This is a genomic window from Streptomyces sp. NPDC090445 (assembly GCF_044769385.1).
Lineage (GTDB): Bacteria > Actinomycetota > Actinomycetes > Streptomycetales > Streptomycetaceae > Streptomyces.
On the sequence record NZ_JBIVXV010000003.1, the window covers coordinates 1 to 21,347 of the forward strand.

Below are 21,347 nucleotides of genomic sequence, written 5' to 3' on the forward strand. Positions count from 1 at the left end.
GAAGCCCGGTAACGGGTGGAGCTGACTGGTACTAATAGGCCGAGGGCTTGTCCTCAGTTGCTCGCGTCCACTGTGTTAGTTCTGAAGCAACGAACTCGCCATGCCGGCTTGAGTTCAACTTCATAGTGTTTCGGTGGTCATAGCGTTAGGGAAACGCCCGGTTACATTCCGAACCCGGAAGCTAAGCCTTTCAGCGCCGATGGTACTGCAGGGGGGACCCTGTGGGAGAGTAGGACGCCGCCGAACAATCATTGCGGGAAAGCCCCGCACCAGATCTGGTGCGGGGCTTTTCTGCGTTCTGGAGGCACGCGCCTTCCTGCTAGGGTCGAGTGGCATCGTTCGTACGTTCAACAGTGGAGGCCCCCGGGTGGAGGTCCAGGAGACTCGGGTTCAGACGGACCGAATTTTCACCATCCCGAACATTCTGAGCATGGCCCGCCTCGCCGGCGTGCCCCTGTTCCTCTGGCTGATTCTGGAGGAGCACGACGGATGGGCGCTCGCCGTCCTCATGCTCAGCGGGGTCAGCGACTACCTGGACGGCAAGCTGGCGCGGCGCTGGAATCAGATCAGCAGCCTCGGCCGGCTGCTGGATCCCGCCGCCGACCGGTTGTACATCCTCTCCACGCTCTTCGGCCTGACCTATCGAGACATTCTGCCGCTGTGGCTCACCGGGGCCCTGCTCGCACGCGATCTGATGCTGCTGGTGATGGTCTGGATCCTGCGTCGCCACGGCTATCCGCCGCCGCAGGTCAACTTCCTCGGCAAGGCCGCAACCTTCAACCTGATGTACGCCTTCCCGTTGCTGTTGCTCAGTGACGGTACGGGTTGGTTGGCCTGGATGGGGGCAGTTTTCGGATGGGCGTTCGCCGGATGGGGTACAACGCTCTACTGGTGGGCAGGAATCCTTTACGTGGTGCAGGTCCGCCGTCTCGTGAAGGCGGACGCCGCGGCCGATTGAGCCCGCTCGCTGCCGGTCCGACACGGAAGAGTTGCGGAGTCACCGCCCGGGCCGGGTGAGGTCGGCTGGAACGTCGTCTCCCCGAGGAGGACTCTTCCGACATGAAGGCCGTCGTGATGGCCGGTGGCGAAGGCACTCGTCTTCGCCCCATGACCTCGAGCATGCCCAAGCCGCTCCTGCCGGTGGCCAACCGGCCGATCATGGAGCACGTGCTCAGGCTGCTCAAGCGGCATGGGCTCAGCGAAACCGTGGTCACCGTGCAGTTCCTGGCATCACTCGTCAAGAACTATTTCGGTGACGGCGAAGAGCTCGGAATGGAGCTCACCTATGCCAATGAGGAGAAGCCACTCGGCACTGCCGGCAGCGTGAAGAACGCCGAGGAGGCCCTGAAGGACGACGCATTCCTCGTCATCTCCGGCGATGCGCTCACCGACTTCGACCTCACCGACCTCATCCGCTTCCACAAGCAGAAGGGCGCACTCGTCACGGTGTGCCTCACCCGGGTGCCCAATCCGCTGGAATTCGGCATCACCATCGTCGACGAGGAAGGACAGGTCGAGCGCTTCCTCGAGAAACCGACCTGGGGCCAGGTGTTCTCCGACACCGTCAACACCGGCATCTACGTCATGGAGCCCGAGGTCTTCAATTACGTGGAGCCGGATGTTCCGGTGGACTGGTCCGGTGATGTCTTCCCCCAGCTGATGAAGGAAGGCAAGCCGATCTACGGCTATGTCGCCGAGGGCTACTGGGAGGACGTCGGCACGCACGAGAGCTACGTGAAGGCCCAAGCCGACGTACTCGAGGGCAAGGTCCAGATCGAAATGGACGGCTTCGAGATCTCGCCCGGCGTGTGGATCGCAGAAGGCGCCGAGGTGAGCCCCGACGCGGTCCTGCGCGGGCCGCTGTACGTCGGGGACTACGCCAAGGTCGAGGCCGGCGTCGAGATCCGCGAGCACACGGTCGTCGGATCCAATGTGGTCGTCAAGAGCGGCGCCTTCCTGCACAAGGCCGTGGTCCACGACAACGTGTACATCGGCCCCCACAGCAACCTCCGCGGCTGCGTCATCGGCAAGAACACCGACATCATGCGGGCCGCCCGGATCGAGGACGGCGCCGTCATCGGTGACGAGTGCCTCGTCGGCGAGGAGTCCATCGTTCAGGGGAACGTACGCGTCTACCCCTTCAAGACGATCGAGGCCGGCGCCTTCGTCAACACCTCGGTCATCTGGGAGTCCCGCGGTCAGGCACACCTGTTCGGTGCCCGCGGCGTCAGCGGCATCCTGAACGTGGAGATCACCCCCGAGCTGGTCGTACGGCTGGCCGGCGCATACGCCACCACCCTCAAGAAGGGTGCGATCGTCACCACCGCCCGCGACCACTCCCGCGGCGCCCGCGCGCTCAAACGCGCGGTCATCTCGGCGCTCCAGGCCAGCGCGATCGACGTACGGGACCTGGAGAACGTGCCGCTGCCCGTCGCGAGGCAGCAGACCGCACGGGGCAGCGCCGGCGGGATCATGCTGCGGACCTCGCCCGGTGTCCCGGACTCCGTGGACATCATGTTCCTCGACGAGCGCGGGGCCGACCTGTCGCAGGCACAGCAGCGCAAGCTGGACCGCGTCTTCGCACGTCAGGAATACCGGCGGGCGTTCCCCGGAGAGATCGGCGACCTCCAGTTCCCCTCCAGCATCTTCGACTCCTACACCGGTTCGCTGCTGCGGCGGGTCGACACCACCGGCATCGCCGACTCCGGGCTCAAGGTCGTCGTGGACGCCTCCAACGGCAGTGCCGGACTCGTCCTGCCCAGCCTCCTGGGCCGGCTCGAAGTGGACGCGCTGACGATCAACCCCGGGCTCGACGAGTCCCGGCCGACGGAGACCGCGGAGTCCCGGCGGGCCGGGCTGGTCCGGCTCGGCGAGATCGTGGCCTCGGCGCGGGCCGCGTTCGGGGTGCGCTTCGACCCCGTCGGCGAGCGGATCTCACTGGTCGACGAGCGCGGCCGGATCATCGAGGACGACCGGGCGCTGCTGGTGCTCCTGGACCTCGTGGCCGCGGAGAAGCGCAGCGGCAAGGTGGCGCTGCCCGTCACCACGACCCGTATCGCCGAGCAGGTGGCGGCGTACCACGGGACGCAGGTCGAATGGACCACGACCTCGCCCGACGACCTGACCCGGGTGGGCCGGGCCGAGAACACGATCTTCGGCGGGGACGGGCGGGGCGGGTACATCGTCCCGGAGTTCAGCAGCGTCTTCGACGGGTCGGCGGCCTTCGTGCAGCTGATCGGGCTGGTGGCGCGGACCCAGCTCACCCTGAGCCAGATCGATGCGCGGATACCACGTGCGCACGTGCTCAAGCGGGACGTGCCCACGCCGTGGGCGGTCAAGGGGCTCGTCATGCGGCGGGTCGTGGAGGCCGCCGGCGACCGGCAGGTGGACACCACCGACGGAGTGCGGGTGGTCGAGGCCGACGGACGGTGGGCGCTGGTCCTGCCGGACCCGGCGGAGGCGGTCACACACCTGTGGGCCGAAGGCCCCGACGACGCGTCCGCGCAGGCCCTGCTGGAAGAGTGGGCCGGAGTGCTGGACGGCTCCGGGCACTGACCCCGGGCAGGCAGGACCGTGGTGGACCGGGTGCGGAGCGTCGCGCCCGGTCCACCGTTCGGGCGCATTCGGTGCGGGCGGCGCCGACGTGCGACGATGAGCGGCATGTCGCAGCCGCCCCACAACCGGAGCTCGATGCCGACGCCGTCGGCGCGCCCGGACGCGTCCATGTCGCTGCTGACGCACGTGATGGACCACAGCCTCGACGAGGGCTATGCGGAAGCGTCGGCCCGGCGTGAGGCCGAGGGCACAGCAGGGCTTCCGCGGACCCTCAAGGCCAAACTGGCGCTGGCCGCCGGCCTCGTCCTGGCCGCCATGGTCGTCACGCTCGGCGCTGCCCAGGCGCAGTTCTCCGCTCCGGTACTCGCCAAGGAGCGCCAGGAGCTGATCGACCGCGTCCAGGTGGCCGACGAGCGGGCGGACGGTCTGGAGCAGAACATCGAGCGGCTGCGCGCGGACGTCGCGCGGCGCCAGCGCCAGGCGCTCAAGCAGCACGGCGGGGATCAGGGGCAGCTGGTGACCCTGCTGTCCGGCGCCTCGGAGGTCCGCGGTCCGGGAGTCAAGCTGGTCGTGGACGACGCGAAGGGCTCCTCCGCGGCCGGCGGGGGCAAGCCGCGGGAGAACACCGGATTCTCCGACACCGGGCGGCTCCGGGACCGGGACATGCAGCGGATCGTCAACGGGCTCTGGCAGGCCGGGGCCGAGGCGATCTCCATCAACGGGCAGCGGCTGACCGCACTCTCGGCGATCAGGGCCGCGGGTGACGCGATACTGGTCGACAACAGGCCGCTGGTACCGCCGTACGAGGTGCTGGCGGTGGGAGACAAGAAGCGGCTCGGCACCGCGTTCCAGGACTCCGTGGACGGCCAGTACCTGCGCGTCCTCCAGGAGAGCTACGGGATCCGGTACTCCCTGTCCCCGGCGGACGACGTGCGGCTGCCCGCCGCGTCCAGCCTGACCGTACGGACAGCCACAGCAGAAGAGCCGAAGAAGGGTGCATCGTGATCGCGGTACTGGGCCTCGTGGTCGGAGTGGTGGTCGGACTTCTGGTCCGGCCCGAAGTGCCGGCCGTCGTCGAGCCTTATCTGCCGATCGCCGTGGTGGCGGCGCTGGACGCGGTCTTCGGCGGCCTGCGCGCGATGCTGGACGGCATCTTCGTGGACAAGGTCTTCGTGGTGTCGTTCCTGTCGAACGTGGTCGTGGCCGCGCTGATCGTCTTCCTCGGCGACAAGCTGGGCGTCGGCTCGCAGCTGTCCACGGGCGTCGTGGTCGTGCTCGGCATCCGCATCTTCTCCAACGCGGCGGCCATCCGCCGACATGTGTTCCGGGCGTGAGGCCGATGAGTACGAACGACAACGACAACGACACGCCTCCCGAGGAGCCGAAGGTCCCGGAGCAGCCCCCGCGCGAGACCGCGCCGGGTGCGCAGCCCGGGGAGCCGCCCGCGGCAGGGGCCGAGCCCCGGCCGGGGGAGCCGACGGCCGGGCCCCGGCTCGGGAAGCCGGCGGCCGAGCCGCAGCCCGGGAAGCCGGCGGCCGGGCCCCGGCCCGGGGAGCCCGCGGCCGAGCCCGCCCAGCCGCACCGGCCCGCCCCGTCCGTCCAGCCCGCCCCGGCGGCGGCCGAGCCTGCCGGGCCGACCGAGCCGACCGTGCCCGCCGAGCCTGCCGAGCCGACGGAGTCGGCGGAGTCGGCGGAGTCGGCGGAGCCCGAGATGACCGGGCGGCAGCGGCTCGCGGCCGGGCTGTGGCCGCTGCGGGCGAGCCGGGCCCAACTGATCGTGGCGCTGCTGCTGTTCGTGCTGGGACTGGGTCTGGCCATCCAGGTGCGGTCGAACAGCGACTCCAGTGCGCTGCGCGGGGCCCGCCAGGAGGACCTCGTCCGGATCCTCGACGAGCTGGACAGCCGGACCAAGCGCCTGGAGGACGAGAAGCAGCAGCTGGAGGACCAGCGCAAGGAGTTGGAGAGCAGCTCCAACCAGGCCGAGGAGGCGCGTCGGCAGACCGTCGAGAAGGAGCGCCAACTCGGGATCCTGGCCGGTACGGTGGCGGCTCAGGGCCCGGGTATCACCATGAAGATCACGGACCCGAGGGGGCAGGTGGAGTCCGACCAGCTGCTGGACGCGCTCCAGGAGCTGCGGGCCGCCGGGGCCGAGGCGATCCAGATCAACGGGGTGCGTGTGGTGGCGGGCTCGTACTTCTCGGACGAGGGCGGCCAGATCGCGATCGATGGTAAGAAGATCACACAGCCCTACGAGTTCAAGGTGATCGGCAAACCGCAGGACCTGGAGCCGGCGCTGAACATCCCGGGCGGTGTGGTGCAGACACTGGAGAAGGAACAGGCCACTGTTGCCGTCACACGGTCGGCGAAGATCGTTGTGGACGCCTTGCGGGCTGCGAAGCAGCCTGACTACGCTCGGTCGTCATCGTCGTGATGCGGGACGGAGAGCGGAGGGTCCAGCGCGGGCTGATGCCTGCGGGGGGTCGGCGCACAGAAGTCGTGGTGCGTGGTGGAAACTGTCTGGTGGTTACGGACGTTGTGAGGATGTCCGGGTCGGCAGGTGTGTGCATTCGGAGTTCGTCCTGCCCCACGGGCGGGTCTGTTTCGTTCAAGGGGAATCGCCCGTGAAGTTGTTTGAGAAGTTGTTCGGAAAGAAGAACCGCGAGGAAGGCGGCGCGGCAGAGTCCCGTGCCGCGCAGGGGGAGGCGCAGAGTCAGGGGGACCGGCCGCTCTTCCGGGACGAGGTCGCGGGTGCGGGTGGAGTTCAGGGCGCGCCGGGCGCGTCGGCTGTTGACCCTGCCGGTACCGGACGCATAGGTTTCGGTGAATCATCAACCTCGAATACGGGTGGCGGGTTTGCTCCCGACCCGTATGCCACCGACGCCTCCGCGGGGTACCCGCGGCACGAGGAGCCGTCCATGTCGGCCGAGCAGGTTTGCAGCAGGTGCGGGCACCGCAGCGATGCGGCCAGCCGGTTCTGCTCCAACTGCGGGGCGCCGCTGCGGGCGGGTCTGACGCCGGAGCGTGCCACGGAGACCACGTCCACCATCTCGATCTCGGGCCTGGAGGCCTACGAGGCCGAGGTGACGGGACAACACGTGTCGACGGCGCTGTCCCCCGAGGCCCAGGCCGCGGTGGAGGCACTGCCGCCGGGTTCCGCCCTGCTGATCGTGCGGCGCGGTCCCAACTCGGGCAGCCGCTTCCTGCTGGACGGCGAGCTGACCACGGCGGGCCGGCACCCGCAGAGCGACATCTTCCTGGACGACGTCACCGTCTCCCGGCGGCATGTCGAGTTCCGCAGGAGCCAGGAGGGCGGCTTCACCGTCGCCGACGTCGGCAGCCTGAACGGCACGTACGTCAACCGTGAGCCGATCGACTCGGTCCCGCTGCACAATGGCGACGAGGTGCAGATCGGCAAGTACCGGCTGGTCTTCTACGCGAGCCTGCGGGGCGTCTGACCCTTCCCGGACTCCGTCCGGGGGGAACCCCAGGGAGGTCCTGTGCTGCGTACTCCGACGGGCGGTGCCGGAAACGGCACCGCCGCCTCGGCCGGGCGGCTGGTGAGCATCGGCACGGTGCTCACGATGCTGCGCGACGAATTCCCCGAGGTCACGATCTCGAAGATCCGCTTCCTGGAGGCGGAGGGCCTTGTCGAGCCCAGACGCACACCGTCCGGATACCGCAAGTTCAGCACGGAGGACGTCGAGCGGCTGAGCCGCATCCTGCGCCTGCAGCGCGACCACTACCTGCCGCTGAAGGTCATCCGCGAGCAGCTGGACGCGCTGGACCGCGGTGAGCAGGTGCGGATCCCGGCGCCCACGCCCCACGGGGAGGGCGCGGAGCCCGCCGCGTCCGGCTCCCTCCCGGCCGGGCCGGGGCGGGAGCTGCCGGCCGGTGCCCGCGTCGGGCGGGCCGAGCTGATCGCCGCGGCCGAGGCGGACGAGGCCCGGCTGGCCGAATGGGAGTCGTACGGGCTGCTCGCGGAGGCCGCGGGCGGCGGGTACGACGCCGATGCGCTCGCCGTGGCCCGGCTGGTGGCCGATCTGGGCCGCTTCGGGCTGGAGCCCCGGCACCTGAGGGCCATGAAGGCGGCCGCGGACCGGGAGGCGGGCCTGGTGGAGCAGGTCGTCGCCCCGCTGCGGCGCCATCGCAACCCCCAGACCAGGGCGCATGCGGAGGCCACCGTGAAAGAGCTCGCGGGGCTGTCCGTACGGCTCCACGAGGCCCTTGTCCAGGCCGCCCTCGGGGTACGGCTGCACTGACCGGCAGGGTCCCGACTACCCAAACCTGCCGGGCAGGTCCTAGGGTTGCTGTGTGAACGAGCTCGACGTTGTGGGTGTCCGGGTGGAAATGCCCTCCAACCAGCCGATCGTGCTCCTGCGTGAAGTGGGAGGCGACCGGTACCTCCCCATCTGGATCGGACCCGGGGAGGCGACCGCGATCGCCTTCGCGCAGCAGGGCATGGCCCCCGCCCGTCCGCTGACCCACGACCTGTTCAAGGACGTGCTGGAGGCGCTCGGCGAGGAGCTCACCGAGGTCCGGATCACGGATCTGCGGGAGGGCGTCTTCTATGCGGAGCTGGTCTTTGCCAGCGGGGTCGAGGTGAGCGCGCGGCCGTCCGACGCCATAGCGCTGGCCCTGCGGACGGGAACGCCGATCTACGGCAGCGATGGCGTGCTGGACGACGCCGGAATCGCCATCCCGGACGAGCAGGAGGACGAGGTGGAGAAGTTCCGCGAGTTCCTCGACCAGATTTCCCCGGAGGACTTCGGCACCGGGCCGCAGCAGTGAGACACCGGTCTTGTCAAAGGCGGTGAGACCGCCGCCCCATTCGGTTAGCCTTGCCCCTCCAAGGGGCACGGGAAACCACTCTCAGGGTGATTATCACTCGGCGTGCCGAGTGTGGCGATCGTTGACGCACCCCGGGTGACTGCCTACCTTCGAGGGGGCAGGTCAAGGACGGAGGGTCGGCGTGAGAGTCACGGGCGACGGTACGACCGGGGGCATCCCCGCACGCAGTGACGGTGGGCCGTACCCGCTCCTCGGGAGTGCGGCGGGCGCCCCGCGCCGCCAGCCGGAGACCTCGCCGACAGCGTCGGCGGCCGGCATCCAGGCGGCCGAGCAGGTGGGCTACCGCGGGCCGACCGCGTGCGCGGCGGCCGGCATCACGTACCGGCAGCTCGACTACTGGGCGCGGACCGGGCTGGTGGAGCCCACGGTCCGCCCCGCGCACGGCTCCGGGACCCAGCGCCTCTACAGCTTCCGGGACGTGGTCGTCCTCAAGATCGTGAAGCGTTTCCTGGACACCGGTGTCGCGCTGCAGAACATCCGCAACGCCGTGCAGCACCTGCGGGACCGCGGCTTCTCGGACCTGGAGCGCATGACGCTGATGAGCGACGGCGCCACCGTGTACGAGTGCACCTCGCCGGAGCAGGTGGTACGGCTGCTCCAGGGCGGCCAGGGGATCTTCGGCATCGCCGTGGGCGTGGTCTGGCGGGACGTGGAGAAGGCCCTGTCGCAGCTGCACGGCGAGCGGGTCGACACCGGCGAGACGGTGATCGGGCACAACCCGGCGGACGAACTGGCGGCACGGCGCAACCGGGCCGGCTGAGCCGCCCGCCGCCCGCCGCCCGCCGCCCGCCGCCCGCCGCCCGCCGCCCGCCGCCCGCGACGCCCGGTGCGCGGCGCGGCCGATGCCCGGCCGGGCTGTTGCCCTCCGGCCTCGGCATTGTCAGTGGCGTAAGGCAGCATCGGGGCTGTGAGAGCCGCGCCGACCATCCTCCATCTCGACATGGACGCCTTCTACGCCTCGGTGGAGCAGGCGTCGAAGCCGAGCCTGCGCGGGAAGGCCGTGATCGTCGGCGGGCTCGGGCCGCGGGGGGTCGTCGCCACCGCGTCCTACGAGGCCAGGCGCTTCGGCGTGCACTCGGCGATGCCGACGGCCCAGGCCAGGCGGCTCTGCCCGAACGGGGCCTACCTGTTCCCCCGCTTCGAGCTGTACCGGTCGGTCAGCGACATCGTGATGGCCCTGCTGCGGGAGCTCTCCCCGCTCGTGGAACCGCTGAGCCTGGACGAGGCCTTCGTGGACCTGGAGGCGGGCGACGGCGGTGTCCGGGACTCCCGTTCCGCGCGGGAGACCGGAGAGCGGCTGCGGGCGGACATCCTGGCCGCGACGGGCCTGACCGGGTCGGTGGGGCTGGCCGGGTCGAAGATGCTGGCCAAGGTGGCCTCCGAGGAGGCCAAGCCGGACGGGCTGCTGCTGATCGAGCCGGGCACGGAGCGGGAGCTGCTGGCGCCGATGTCCGTACGCACCCTGCCCGGGGTCGGGCCCGCCACCGGGGAGCACCTGCGGCGGGCCGGGATCACCACGGTCGGGGAGCTCGCCGAGGCCGGCGAGGACGAGCTGGTCCGGCTGATCGGGCGGTCGCACGGGGTGGGGCTGTACCGGATGGCGCTGGGCCTGGACGACCGGCCGGTGGTCGCCGAGCGCGACGCGAAGTCGGTGTCGGTGGAGGACACCTTCGACGTGGACCTGCACGACCGGGTGCGGATCCGGACCGAGGTGCAGCGGCTCGCCGACCGGTGCGTGCGGCGGCTGCGGGGGTCCGGGCACTCGGGGCGCACGATCGTGCTGAAGGTGCGCAGGTACGACTTCTCGACGCTGACCCGCTCCGAGACGCTGCGGGGGCCGACCGACGATCCGGCGGTGGTGCGGGAGGCCGCGGCGCGGCTGCTGGAGGCGGTGGACACCACCGGCGGGGTGCGGCTGCTGGGCGTCGGCGTGACCGGGCTCGCGGACTATACGCAGGAGGACCTGTTCGCGCAGTCCCAGGCCGCCGCCGCGGCCGCCGAGGCTCCGGAGAGCGCCCCGGACGCGTCCGCCGGGGCGGGAGGGGCCGAAGGGCTTCCGGGGGCCGACGGGGGTGGGGGTCCGGAAGGGGCCCAGGGGGCTTCTGAGGCGGTTGCGGGGGACGGGCCGACCGATGGGTCCGCCGACCTGCCGGAGCGCGCCCGTGAGCGGCACTGGGCGGCCGGGAAGGACGTCCGACATGCCGTCTACGGGCCGGGGTGGGTGCAGGGCAGCGGGATCGGGCGGGTGACCGTGCGGTTCGAGCAGCCAGGATCGGCCCCGGGCCGGGTCCGCACCTTCCAGGTGGACGACCCCGATCTGGAGCCGTCCGATCCGCTGCCCCTGGTGGGCCGGGCCGGGTGACGTGCCGAGTGACGTGCCGGGTGACCGGGCCGGGTGACCGGGCCGCGTGACCGGGGCGGGGGCTACTCCTCGCCCTGCTCGCCGTTGGCCAGGTGGCCGAAATCACCCTTGAACGTGAAGTCGGACGGGAGGGAGACGTCCAGCCCGTAGTGGTGGTAGAGCTGCAGCTCCTGCTCGGGGGACAGGTGGCGGCCCACGCCGAAGTCCGGGGCGTCCTTGATCAGGGCGCGCTCGAAGGGGACGCGCAGGGTGTCGCCGACCAACTCGCTCGGCTCCAGGGGGACGAAGGCGTCCCGGCTGAACAAACCGGTCCGGACGGCGGCCCACTCCGGGACGCCGGTGGCATCGTCGAGGTAGACCTCGTCAACGGTTCCGATCTTGGTGCCGTTGCGGTCGAACGCCTTGCGGCCGATCAGGCTGCGGGGATCGATATCTGTCTGCACGGTCCCTCCACGTGGTCGCAACTCCTCCGTAATGACTACAAAAGGCCATTTCCCTGGAGGGGGCCACTCGAAGGTGGTCCGGGAACCTCGCTGGTAGGCTGGGTGATGGCTGCTGACCCTGTGCGGGAGAGTCCTCCACCGAGCTCGACGGAGGCGCCGAAGGAGCAAATCCTCCCCGGAATCTCTCAGGCATACGTACCGCACGGACGAGGCCACTCTGGAAAGCAGGGGCGGTGCCGGGCCCGCAGTGCCGGTTCCACCCCTCACCGACGGTGAAAGCCGGACCCCGCGGACGAACTCCGCTGGAGCCGGTGAAGCTCTCAGGTTGAGATGACAGAGGGGGAGGCCGTCCGGGCGCCCGCGCCGTGGTGCCCCTCGCAGGTCGTACGACCCAGGAGGCCTCCGTACATGACCGCCAACCGCATTCCGCTCTCCCAGCTGGAGCGAGGCATCCCCTTCGAGCAGCGCCACATCGGCCCGGACGCCGAGGCGCAGGCCAAGATGCTCGCCCAGGTGGGCTACGGCTCGCTCGACGAACTGACCGCCGCCGCGGTACCGGACGTCATCAAGACCGCCGAGGCGCTGAACCTGCCCGAGGCGCGGACCGAGGCCGAGGTGCTGGCCGAGCTGCGCCACCTGGCCGGCCGTAACCAGGTCATGACCTCGATGATCGGTCTCGGCTACTACGGGACCTTCACCCCGCCGGTGATCCTGCGCAACGTGATGGAGAACCCGGCCTGGTACACGGCGTACACGCCGTACCAGCCCGAGATCTCCCAGGGCCGCCTCGAAGCCCTGCTGAACTTCCAGACCGTCGTCGCCGACCTGACCGGCCTGCCGACTTCGGGCGCCTCCCTCCTCGACGAGGGCACCGCCGCCGCCGAGGCCATGACCCTGGCCCGCCGCGTCGGCAAGGCCAAGGGCAACGTGTTCCTCGTCGACGCCGACGCCCTGCCGCAGACCATCGCCGTGGTCGAGACCCGCGCCGAGCCGATCGGCATCGAGGTCGTCGTCGCCGACCTGTCCGACGGCATCCCGGCCGAGATCGCCGAGCGCGGCATCTACGGCGTCCTCGTCCAGTACCCGGGCGCCTCCGGTGCCGTCCGCGACATCAAGCCGGTCATCGACCAGGCCCACGGGCTCGGCGCGATCGTCGCCGTCGCCGCCGACCTGCTCGCGCTGACCCTGCTGACCTCCCCGGGCGCCCTGGGTGCGGACATCGCCGTCGGCACCACCCAGCGCTTCGGCGTCCCGATGGGCTTCGGCGGCCCGCACGCCGGCTACATGGCCGTCCAGGACAAGCACGCCCGCTCGCTGCCCGGCCGCCTCGTGGGCGTCTCCGTGGACGCGGACGGCAACAAGGCGTACCGCCTGGCCCTGCAGACCCGCGAGCAGCACATCCGCCGTGAGAAGGCCACCAGCAACATCTGCACCGCGCAGGTGCTGCTCGCCGTCATGGCCGGCATGTACGCCGTCTACCACGGCCCCGAGGGCCTGAAGACGATCGCGCGCCGCACCCACCGCTACACCGCGCTGCTCGCCGCCGGTCTGACGGCCGGCGGGGTCGAGCTCGTGCACGGCGCGTACTTCGACACACTGACCGCCCGCGTGCCCGGCAAGGCCGCCGAGGTCGTCGCCGCCGCCCGCGAGGCCGGGGTCAACCTGTTCCAGGTCGACGCCGACCACGTCTCCGTCTCCGTCGACGAGACCACCCTGCGCGCCGACATCGAGGCCGTCTGGGCCGCGTTCGGCGTCACCGCGGACATCGAGGCGCTCGACGGGACCGCCGCCGACGCGCTGCCCGAGGGCCTGCTGCGCTCGGACGCGTACCTCACGCACCCGGTCTTCCACCAGCACCGCTCCGAGACCGCGATGCTGCGCTACCTGCGCAAGCTCGCGGACAAGGACTACGCGCTGGACCGCGGCATGATCCCGCTGGGCTCCTGCACGATGAAGCTCAACGCGACCACCGAGATGGAGCCGGTGACCTGGCCCGAGTTCGGCCAGCTGCACCCGTTCGCCCCGGTCGAGCAGGCCGAGGGGTACCTCACGCTCATCAGCGAGCTGGAGGAACGTCTCTGCGAGGTCACCGGCTACGACAAGGTCTCCATCCAGCCGAACGCCGGCTCCCAGGGCGAGCTCGCAGGCCTCCTCGCCGTCCGCGCCTACCACCGCGCGAACGGCGACGAGCAGCGCACCGTCTGCCTCATCCCGTCCTCCGCGCACGGCACCAACGCCGCCAGCGCCGTGATGGCCGGCATGAAGGTCGTCGTCGTCAAGACGGCGGACGACGGCGAGGTGGACACGGACGACCTGCGCGCCAAGATCGAGCAGTACCGCGACGAGCTCGCCGTGCTGATGATCACGTACCCGTCCACGCACGGTGTGTTCGAGGAGCACGTCGCCGACATCTGCGCCCAGGTCCACGAGGCCGGCGGCCAGGTCTACGTCGACGGCGCCAACCTGAACGCCCTGGTCGGCCTCGCCAAGCCGGGCCACTTCGGCGGCGACGTCTCGCACCTGAACCTGCACAAGACCTTCTGCATCCCGCACGGCGGCGGCGGTCCGGGCGTCGGCCCGGTCGGTGTCCGGGCCCACCTGGCCCCGTACCTGCCGAACCACCCGCTGCAGCCGACCGCCGGCCCGGAGACCGGCGTCGGCCCGATCTCGGCCGCGCCGTGGGGCTCCGCCGGCATCCTGCCGATCTCCTGGTCGTACGTGCGCCTCATGGGCGGCGAGGGCCTCAAGCGCGCCACCCAGGTGGCCGTGCTCGGCGCCAACTACATCGCCAAGCGCCTGGAGCCGCACTACCCGGTGCTCTACACCGGCCCGGGCGACCTGGTCGCGCACGAGTGCATCATCGACCTGCGCCCGCTGTCGAAGGAGACGGGCGTCAGCGTCGACGACATCGCCAAGCGCCTGATCGACTACGGCTTCCACGCCCCGACCATGTCCTTCCCGGTGGCCGGCACGCTGATGATCGAGCCGACGGAGTCCGAGGACCTTTTCGAGATCGACCGGTTCTGCGACGCGATGATCGCCATCCGCGCCGAGATCGAGCGGGTCGCGTCCGGCGAGTGGCCGGCCGACGACAACCCGCTGAGCAACGCCCCGCACACCGCGGCGGCGCTGGGCGGCGAGTGGGCGCACGCGTACACCCGGGACGAGGCGGTCTTCCCCGGCGGCGTCTCGGCGGCGGAGAAGTACTGGCCGCCGGTGCGCCGTATCGACGGCGCCTTCGGCGACCGGAACCTGGTCTGCTCCTGCCCGCCGCTGGACGAGTACGACAACTGAGCCGTGCGGCGACCTGACACAAAAGCATGAGCTGACTGCACGCTGAAGGGGCCGGTCCGGGAGAATTGCTCCCGGACCGGCCCCTTCGGCTTCGGCTGTTCCGGCGTTCCGTCGAGCCGGCGTTCTGTCGAACCGGCGTCGGCTAGGCCGCGTGCGCCGCCACCAGCGGGCGGTGCGGAGCGATGATCTGGCCGTCCGGCAGCAGCTCACCGGTGTCCTCGAAGAGCAGGACACCATTGCACAGCAGGCTCCAGCCCTGTTCCGGGTGGTTGGCCACGGGCTTCGCGGCCTCCCGGTCGGCGGAGTCTGCTGACGGGCACGCTGGCTGGTGCTGGCACATGGATGCGTTCTTTCGCTGCGGTGTGGTCTGTGTGCTGCGGCTCGATGCCTGGTTCATGGCCGCCCCCCGTGGTCGACGACGTGAAGTGGTCGGTCCCAGTGTTGCCCTCCGGACCTCGGTCCGCAGGGATTTCCGGTAGCTGTCCTCACAGATTGATGACGCATCACCCGTGCGGGCGGTTCAGCCCAACTCCCCTGTCATTTTGGGTGGTTCACGGGTGGCCCGGTGGGACTACGCCGGATGGGCCGTCCGGGGGGAGGGGCCTGATCAGGCGGCCGGAGCGGCCAGCGGCGGCCTCATCGGCGGGGCCGGCGGGGTGAGCCGGTGGGTCATCACCGGCAGCAGTTCGGACACCGGATGAGGCCGGTACGGGGCGATGCCGGGAGGGGCCGGGGCCAGGGGCACCAGCAGGTCCGCGGCCGCCGGCAGGCCTGCGGAGGCATCGGCCCCGACCGCCCCGTGCAGCCAGAGCGTCAGCATGTACAGCTCCGGTACGGACAGCAGCCGGGGCTGGTAGTGATTGCCGAGCGCCTCCGCCTGGCGCAGCGCCCGCTCGGTGGCGGCGACGTAGGGGCCCTCGAAGAAATGGGAGAAGACCCAGCCGTCCGCGGTCAGCCGGGTGTCCGCGGCGGCGATGTGCCGGTCGCCGCTGCGGATCAGGAACCGCCAGCCGGTCAGCCGCGTGCGGGGCGGGCGGGCCGGGGCGGCCGGCTGGGACATGCCGAGCCGGTCGAGGACGTGGACCGGCAGCGGCAGCTCGGCGGTCAACGGACCCTGCGCGGCGCGCAGGGCGGGGGTGCCCGCCGCGACGGCTGCGGGGGAACCGAGTGCCGCGAGGACGCTGCGCAGGGCAGGCGCGGGAGCCGGGGGGACATGCAGCGGCATGGTGGGTCGCCTCTCACTTGGGAGACCTGTGGATCGGGGGGCAGTGCGGACGGCGCTGTCGCATTCTGGGGCCAGAGGGGGGCTGAGGGGCAATGGCCGCGCGCCAACTCTCTGCCTCGTTTGCGGAGTTTATACGACATGTGTTCACGCAGTGTTTCGGCTAGCCTGCCCGCCTATTGCAGGCAAGGTGCTTACCGGTCCCGCTGACATGGCGTCCATGCCGGATACACGCGAACACGTCGCGCTGACCTCGGAGGTTACCTGACGGGGGCTCGGCTGGAAAGCGTCGATTATCCGGAACCGGCAAAACCGATGCGGAATTTGCATACAGTTGCTTGCCAGGTGAATGTGCCATGGCGCCCTTCGGCCAAACCGGCGCACGCTCCCCGTCCCGCCGCCCCCGCCGCGTTATCGATCTCGCCTCCGGGGCATCATCGACCGTACACGCGCGTCCGGGTGCCCGGGCGATGCCCACTCGAGGAGGGACGCTTCGATGGGGGAGAAGGTCGTGGCGGGCGGATTCGACCTGTCCGATCGCCGGCGGTACCGGAGGAAGCTCCGCGAGTGCCTGGAGGGGCTGGAGCGGCTTCTGGCGGAGAAGCGGTTCGACCGCCCCAGGAACATGATGGGGCTGGAGATCGAGCTGAATCTGGCGGGGGCCGACGGGATGCCGAGAATGCTGAATGCCCAGGTTCTCGAGCGCATTGCGAGCCAGGATTTCCAGACCGAACTCGGAATGTTCAACCTGGAGGTGAACGTCCTTCCACACCGGCTCGGCGGCCGGGTTTTCGACCAGCTCGCCGAAGAGCTGAGCGCGGGGCTCGGCTATGCCCACCGGCAGGCCGCGGCGGTCGACGCGGGCGTGGTGATGATCGGCATCCTGCCGACGATCACCCGCTCCGACCTGGTCACCGCCAACCTCTCGGCGGTGGACCGCTACTCGCTGCTCAACGAGCAGATCCTGATGCTGCGCGGCGAGGACTTCCTCCTCGACATCGACGGGGTGGAGCGGTTGACCTGGAGCACCGGGTCGATCGTCCCGGAGGCCGCCTGCACCTCCGTGCAGCTGCACCTGCAGGTGACGCCGGCCCGGTTCGCCGACGTGTGGAACGCGGCCCAGGCGGTGACCGCCGTCCAGATAGCCGTCGGCGCCAACTCGCCCTTCCTGTTCGGGCACGAGCTGTGGCGGGAGTCGCGCCCGCCGCTGTTCACGCAGGCCACCGACACCCGGCCGCCCGAGCTGCAGGCGCAGGGCGTGCGGCCCCGGACCTGGTTCGGGGAGCGGTGGGTGGAGTCGGTGTACGAGCTCTTCGCGGAGAACGTCCGCTTCTTCCCCGCCCTGCTGCCCATCTGCGACGAGGAGGAGCCGCTGCGGGTGCTCGCCGAGGGCGGGGTCCCCTCCCTGCAGGAGCTGGTCCTGCACAACGGCACCATCTACCGGTGGAACCGGCCCGTGTACGGGGTCGCCGACGGGGTGCCGCACCTGCGGGTGGAGAACCGCGTGCTGCCGGCCGGGCCGACGGTCGCCGACGTCGTCGCGAACGCCGCGTTCTACTACGGGCTCGTCCGCACCCTCGCCGACGAGCAGCGCCCGGTGTGGACCCGGCTGCCGTTCGCCGAGGCGGAGGCCAACTTCGACGCGGCCTGCCGGTACGGGATCGACGCCCGGCTGCGGTGGCCGCGCCGAGGCCGCGGCGGCGGCCTGGCCAGCGTCCCCGCCGTGCGGCTGGTCCTGGACGAGCTGCTGCCCATGGCCGCCGCCGGACTGGACGCCTGGGGCATCGAGCGGGCCGACCGGGACCACTACCTGGGCATCATCGAGGAACGCTGCCGGCGGCGGGTGAACGGCTCGACCTGGCAGGTGGACACCTACCACCGGGCCCTCGCGGCCGGCCTGGACCGGGACGAGGCGCTCGCCGCGATCACCCGCCGCTACAGCGAGCTGATGCACAAGGGCGACCCCGTGCACACCTGGCCGGTCGGCCTGCCGGACCGGGAGGAGGGGGCGCCCGTACCGACGGCCCGGAGGCCCTGAGCCCGGTCCCGGCCGCCGGAACGCCGTCCGGTGATCCCGTTCCGCCGCCGAAGAGGCAGTATGGGGTGGTCGGAACGGGATGGCGGGACGGGAGTCGGACGTGCGGGCGCAGCCGGAGCCGGTGGTCGGGTCGTTGGACGAGGACGGGCGGCGGAGCCTGCTGCGCACCGAGACGCTGCTTGTGCTCGCCCTGTCCCTGGGGGCGAGCGCCGTCTCGTCGCTGATCAGTTTCATCGGCTCGCTGACCAAGCCGGGCGGTCTGAAGGACCAGGCCGCCACCCTCAACGGCTCGTACGCCCCCGGCCGGCCCTGGCTCGACCTGGCCTGGCAGCTCTTCGGGATCTGCACCGCGCTGGTGCCCGTGCTGCTGGTCGCCCACCTGCTCACGCGGGAGGGCGTGCCGGGGCTGCGCGCGCTGGGCTTCGACCGCACCCGGCCCGGCTGGGACCTGGCGCGCGGGGCGCTGGTGGCGGCGGGGATCGGGAGCGCCGGGCTGGCGTTCTACCTGGCGGCGCGGGCGAGCGGGTTCAACCTCACGGTGGTGCCCGAGGCGCTGCCGGACGTGTGGTGGAAGTTCCCCGTGCTGATCCTCTCCGCGGTGCAGAACTCCGTGGTGGAGGAGGTCATCGTGCTGGCCTACCTGCTGCGCCGGCTCGACCAGCTGGGCTGGTCGCCGACGGGCTCGCTGGTGGCCAGCTCGGTGCTGCGCGGCTCGTACCACCTGTACCAGGGCATCGGCGGGTTCATCGGGAACATGGTGATGGGCGCGGTCTTCGTGCTCGCCTACCGCCGGTGGGGGCGGGTGATGCCGCTCGTCGTCGCGCACGCCCTCCTCGACATCGTGGCCTTCGGCGGGTACGCGCTGCTCGCGGGCAAGGTGGGCTGGCTGCCGACCCCCTCGTAGCCCCGGATCCGGGGGTCGGCGCCGCACCGGGGGATCAGGGGCGGGTGAGCAGCTCGCCGTCGATGACGGTGACGGCGTTCCCGGTCAGGAGGGTGCGGTCGCCCGCCAGGGTGACCCGTACCAGGCCGGTGCGGGCGCCGCCCTGGAGACCGGTCAGCCGCGTACGGCCCAGGCGCTCGGCCCAGAACGGGGCGAGGGCGGTGTGGGCGCTGCCGGTGACCGGGTCCTCGTCGATCCCGAAGGCCGGGAAGAAGCCGCGGGAGACGAAGTCGTAGCCGCGGGCGGGGTCCTCGGCGGTCGCGGTGACGATCACGCCGCGCCGGGCGTAGCCGCGCAGGGCGGCGATGTCGGGGGTGAGCCCGCGTACGGTCCGCTCGTCCGCCAGCTCGACGAGCAGGTCGCCGACGTGCGGGGACGTGTCGTGGACGGACCTGATGCCGGCGCCGAGCGCCTCGCGTACGGCCGGCTCGGGTGCGACGGGCGTCAGCTCCGAGGTCGGGAAGTCCAGGGTGACGGTGCCGTCCTCGGCCGCCTCGGCTGTGAGGATGCCGCAGCGGGCGGCGAACCGGATCAGGCCCCGGGCGAGGCCGCCGGAGGCGAGGACGTGCGCGGTGGCCAGGGTGGCGTGCCCGCACATGTCGACCTCGGCGGTCGGGGTGAACCAGCGCAGGGCCCAGTCGGCGTCCCCGCCGGGCGGCAGGGGGTGGGCGAAGGCCGTCTCGGAGAGGTTGACCTCGGCGGCGACCTGCTGGAGCCAGGCGTCCGGGGGGAAGCCGTCCTCCAGGAGCAGCACCCCGGCGGGGTTGCCGGCGAAGGGGCGGTCGGTGAAGGCGTCGACGATTCGGAGGCGCATGGCCCGACGGTAGGGCCGTTCCTTGATCGTGGACAAAGGCCAATCCGCGGGGACTGGACCGGTCGGCGGGCGCGCCGCGCCCCGCGGGACTTTCCCGCGGGGTGCGCCGTACCTGCCGTGGGCGGCCGCCGGGGCCTGTCGGCAGGTGTCCCGGGAGGGGGGTGTCCCGGGAGGGGAGGGGGGTGTCCAGGAGGGAGGTCAGGCGACCAGGCCGGCGAGCTTGCGCAGCGATTCGTTCAGGGCGGCGGTGGCCGAGTCCTTCAGCTTGCCCGCCATCAGGGAGACGGCCGCGCCGGTGAACTCCCCGTCGATGCGGACGACGGTGGCCCCGCCGTCGGGGACCAGGGTGTAGCGGGTGAGGACGGCGACCCCCATCGGGCCCTTGCCGGTGATGGCGAAGAGGCGCTCCTCCTCCAGTTCCGAGACGGTCCAGACGACCTCGGCGGGGAAGCCCATCATCTTCATGTTCTCCTCGAAGGTCACGCCGATCGCGAGGGCCCCGGGTCCGCCCTTCGGGAAGCCCGTGTGCGTCATGCTCCACCGGCCGTACGCCGGCCAGTCCGTCAGCTGGGCCCAGAGCCGCGCGGGGGACGCCTCGATGCGTGATTCCGCGGTCACCTCTGCCATGCCGCCACCACCCTTCTCGTCGGGTACGTGCGGCGGAACGTAGCCCCGGCGGGCGGAACATTCAATACTGACGGCTCGTCAGATGGCGGGGGCCGGTCACGGCAGGTATCACCTCTGTCTCAACAGGCGTCACGGTCGTGACGGTCCTGACAAGCCCTGTCATGATGGCCCGATGCAAGCGTCTGGGAGGAACGCCGGACTCGGCCTCGCGCTGGTCTCCGCGTTCGCGTTCGGTGGTTCGGGAGTGGCGGCCAAGCCGCTGATCGAGGCGGGGCTGGACCCGCTGCACATGGTCTGGCTCAGGGTGGGCGGGGCGGCGCTGGTGCTGTCCCCGCTGGCCTGGCGGCACCGGGCCCTGCTGCGCCGCAAACCGCTGCTGCTCGCCGGCTTCGGCATCGTCGCCGTCGCGGGCGTGCAGGCCTTCTACTTCGCCTCCCTGTCCCGGATCCCCGTCGGCGTCGCCCTGCTGCTGGAGTACCTGGGGCCGGCGCTGCTGCTCGGCTGGATCCGCTTCGTGCAGCGCAAGCCGGTGACCCGGGCGGCCGCGGCCGGCGCCGCGGTGGCCGTCGCGGGTCTGGCGTGCGTGGTCGAGGTGTGGGCCGGGCTGAAACTGGACGCGCTGGGCGTGCTGCTCGGCCTCTGCGCCGCCTGCTGCCAGGCCTTCTACTTCATCTTCGCCGACCAGGGCGCCGACGGTGACGACGCGCCCGACCCGCTCGGCGTGATCGCGTACGGCATGCTCATCGGCGCGCTGGTGATGACCGTGATCGCCCGCCCCTGGGAGATCGACTGGCAGGTGCTGGGCGGCCAGGCCCTGATGGGGGACACGCCGGTGCCCGCGCCGCTGCTGCTCGGGTGGGTCGTGCTGGTCGCGACCGTGCTCGCCTACCTGACGGGTGTGGTGTCGGTGCGCAGCCTCTCGCCTCAGGTGGCCGCGGTCGTCGCCTTCCTGGAGGCCGTCGTCGCCACGGTGTTCGCCTGGATCCTGCTCGGCGAGCACCTGTCGACGCCGCAGGTCATCGGCGGTGCGCTGGTGCTGGGCGGAGCCTTCATCGCCCAGACCGTCCGGCCGGCGCCGGCGCCGGAAGCGGAGCAGCCCGTACCTGTTCCGGTGGACCGGGCGACGACCAACGCATAGGGTGGCGGGCATGCATTCGACCGTGCTTCCGCCGCCCGCCGCCTAGCGCGGGCGGCCACCACA

Annotated in this window: 19 protein-coding genes, 1 rRNA gene and 1 riboswitch; of the genes, 15 read left to right on the forward strand and 5 right to left on the reverse strand. The window is 71.3% G+C overall.

What is annotated here, in order from left to right:
* Positions 1-129: 129 nt before the first annotated feature.
* The 11 genes from rrf to ACIQUT_RS08115 all read left to right on the forward strand — a co-directional run bounded on the left by rrf (position 130) and on the right by ACIQUT_RS08115 (position 10,765).
* Positions 130-246, forward strand: a 5S ribosomal RNA gene (rrf, locus tag ACIQUT_RS08065).
* Positions 247-367: 121 nt separating this feature from the next.
* On the forward strand, positions 368-958 hold the full coding sequence (locus tag ACIQUT_RS08070; protein ID WP_403560657.1) for a CDP-alcohol phosphatidyltransferase family protein: 591 nt from the start codon (positions 368-370) through the stop codon (positions 956-958).
* A 101-nt stretch (positions 959-1,059) separates the two neighbouring features.
* Entirely contained in the window at positions 1,060-3,555 is a 2,496-nt protein-coding gene (locus tag ACIQUT_RS08075) for a sugar phosphate nucleotidyltransferase (protein WP_403560659.1), read from the forward strand.
* 96 nt (positions 3,556-3,651) lie between these two features.
* The gene (locus tag ACIQUT_RS08080; RefSeq protein ID WP_403560661.1) at positions 3,652-4,560 is read left to right on the forward strand and encodes a DUF881 domain-containing protein; all 909 of its coding nucleotides are present in this window, start codon (positions 3,652-3,654) and stop codon (positions 4,558-4,560) included.
* The gene (locus tag ACIQUT_RS08085) at positions 4,557-4,889 is read left to right on the forward strand and encodes a small basic family protein (RefSeq protein ID WP_112452698.1); all 333 of its coding nucleotides are present in this window, start codon (positions 4,557-4,559) and stop codon (positions 4,887-4,889) included. The genes ACIQUT_RS08080 and ACIQUT_RS08085 overlap by 4 nt, the downstream gene beginning before the upstream one ends.
* Positions 4,890-5,203: 314 nt before the next feature.
* The gene (locus ACIQUT_RS08090; protein WP_403561622.1) at positions 5,204-5,986 is read left to right on the forward strand and encodes a DUF881 domain-containing protein; all 783 of its coding nucleotides are present in this window, start codon (positions 5,204-5,206) and stop codon (positions 5,984-5,986) included.
* A gap of 82 nt (positions 5,987-6,068) precedes the next feature.
* Positions 6,069-7,010 (forward strand): FHA domain-containing protein, encoded by a 942-nt coding sequence (locus ACIQUT_RS08095; protein ID WP_403561625.1) that lies wholly within the window; start codon positions 6,069-6,071, stop codon positions 7,008-7,010.
* 42 nt (positions 7,011-7,052) lie between these two features.
* Positions 7,053-7,814 carry a MerR family transcriptional regulator gene (locus ACIQUT_RS08100; RefSeq protein ID WP_403560663.1) on the forward strand — a complete coding sequence of 254 codons (762 nt, stop codon included), beginning with the start codon at positions 7,053-7,055 and terminating at the stop codon, positions 7,812-7,814.
* 52 nt (positions 7,815-7,866) lie between these two features.
* The gene (locus tag ACIQUT_RS08105) at positions 7,867-8,343 is read left to right on the forward strand and encodes a bifunctional nuclease family protein (protein WP_403560665.1); all 477 of its coding nucleotides are present in this window, start codon (positions 7,867-7,869) and stop codon (positions 8,341-8,343) included.
* 181 nt (positions 8,344-8,524) lie between these two features.
* Entirely contained in the window at positions 8,525-9,163 is a 639-nt protein-coding gene (locus ACIQUT_RS08110) for a MerR family transcriptional regulator (protein WP_403560667.1), read from the forward strand.
* A 147-nt stretch (positions 9,164-9,310) separates the two neighbouring features.
* On the forward strand, positions 9,311-10,765 hold the full coding sequence (locus ACIQUT_RS08115) for a DNA polymerase IV (protein WP_403560669.1): 1,455 nt from the start codon (positions 9,311-9,313) through the stop codon (positions 10,763-10,765).
* A 62-nt stretch (positions 10,766-10,827) separates the two neighbouring features.
* On the opposite strand, the gene ACIQUT_RS08120 is transcribed toward ACIQUT_RS08115, so the two are convergent.
* Positions 10,828-11,208 (reverse strand): PRC-barrel domain-containing protein, encoded by a 381-nt coding sequence (locus ACIQUT_RS08120; RefSeq protein WP_403560671.1) that lies wholly within the window; start codon positions 11,206-11,208, stop codon positions 10,828-10,830.
* Positions 11,209-11,321: 113 nt separating this feature from the next.
* Positions 11,322-11,419: riboswitch (glycine riboswitch) on the forward strand.
* A 197-nt stretch (positions 11,420-11,616) separates the two neighbouring features.
* Between ACIQUT_RS08120 and gcvP the strand changes: the two genes are divergently transcribed.
* On the forward strand, positions 11,617-14,502 hold the full coding sequence (gene gcvP / locus ACIQUT_RS08125; RefSeq protein WP_403560673.1) for an aminomethyl-transferring glycine dehydrogenase: 2,886 nt from the start codon (positions 11,617-11,619) through the stop codon (positions 14,500-14,502).
* Between the two features lie 142 nt (positions 14,503-14,644).
* On the opposite strand, the gene ACIQUT_RS08130 is transcribed toward gcvP, so the two are convergent.
* Both ACIQUT_RS08130 and ACIQUT_RS08135 read right to left on the reverse strand, forming a co-directional pair.
* On the reverse strand, positions 14,645-14,842 hold the full coding sequence (locus ACIQUT_RS08130; protein ID WP_403560675.1) for a DUF5999 family protein: 198 nt from the start codon (positions 14,840-14,842) through the stop codon (positions 14,645-14,647).
* 267 nt (positions 14,843-15,109) lie between these two features.
* Positions 15,110-15,727, reverse strand: a complete 618-nt coding sequence (locus ACIQUT_RS08135) for a hypothetical protein (RefSeq protein WP_403560677.1) — start codon at positions 15,725-15,727, stop codon at positions 15,110-15,112.
* A gap of 493 nt (positions 15,728-16,220) precedes the next feature.
* Between ACIQUT_RS08135 and ACIQUT_RS08140 the strand changes: the two genes are divergently transcribed.
* Positions 16,221-17,762 (forward strand): glutamate-cysteine ligase family protein, encoded by a 1,542-nt coding sequence (locus tag ACIQUT_RS08140; protein ID WP_403560679.1) that lies wholly within the window; start codon positions 16,221-16,223, stop codon positions 17,760-17,762.
* A 79-nt stretch (positions 17,763-17,841) separates the two neighbouring features.
* Entirely contained in the window at positions 17,842-18,666 is an 825-nt protein-coding gene (locus ACIQUT_RS08145; RefSeq protein ID WP_403560680.1) for a CPBP family intramembrane glutamic endopeptidase, read from the forward strand.
* A gap of 34 nt (positions 18,667-18,700) precedes the next feature.
* Here ACIQUT_RS08145 and ACIQUT_RS08150 read toward each other — a convergent pair whose 3' ends face one another.
* Both ACIQUT_RS08150 and ACIQUT_RS08155 read right to left on the reverse strand, forming a co-directional pair.
* Positions 18,701-19,519 carry a PhzF family phenazine biosynthesis protein gene (locus ACIQUT_RS08150; RefSeq protein WP_403560681.1) on the reverse strand — a complete coding sequence of 273 codons (819 nt, stop codon included), beginning with the start codon at positions 19,517-19,519 and terminating at the stop codon, positions 18,701-18,703.
* A gap of 198 nt (positions 19,520-19,717) precedes the next feature.
* Entirely contained in the window at positions 19,718-20,146 is a 429-nt protein-coding gene (locus ACIQUT_RS08155) for an SRPBCC family protein (RefSeq protein WP_403560683.1), read from the reverse strand.
* Positions 20,147-20,318: 172 nt separating this feature from the next.
* Between ACIQUT_RS08155 and ACIQUT_RS08160 the strand changes: the two genes are divergently transcribed.
* Positions 20,319-21,284 (forward strand): EamA family transporter, encoded by a 966-nt coding sequence (locus ACIQUT_RS08160; RefSeq protein WP_403560685.1) that lies wholly within the window; start codon positions 20,319-20,321, stop codon positions 21,282-21,284.
* The last annotated feature ends 63 nt before the right edge of the window (positions 21,285-21,347 follow it).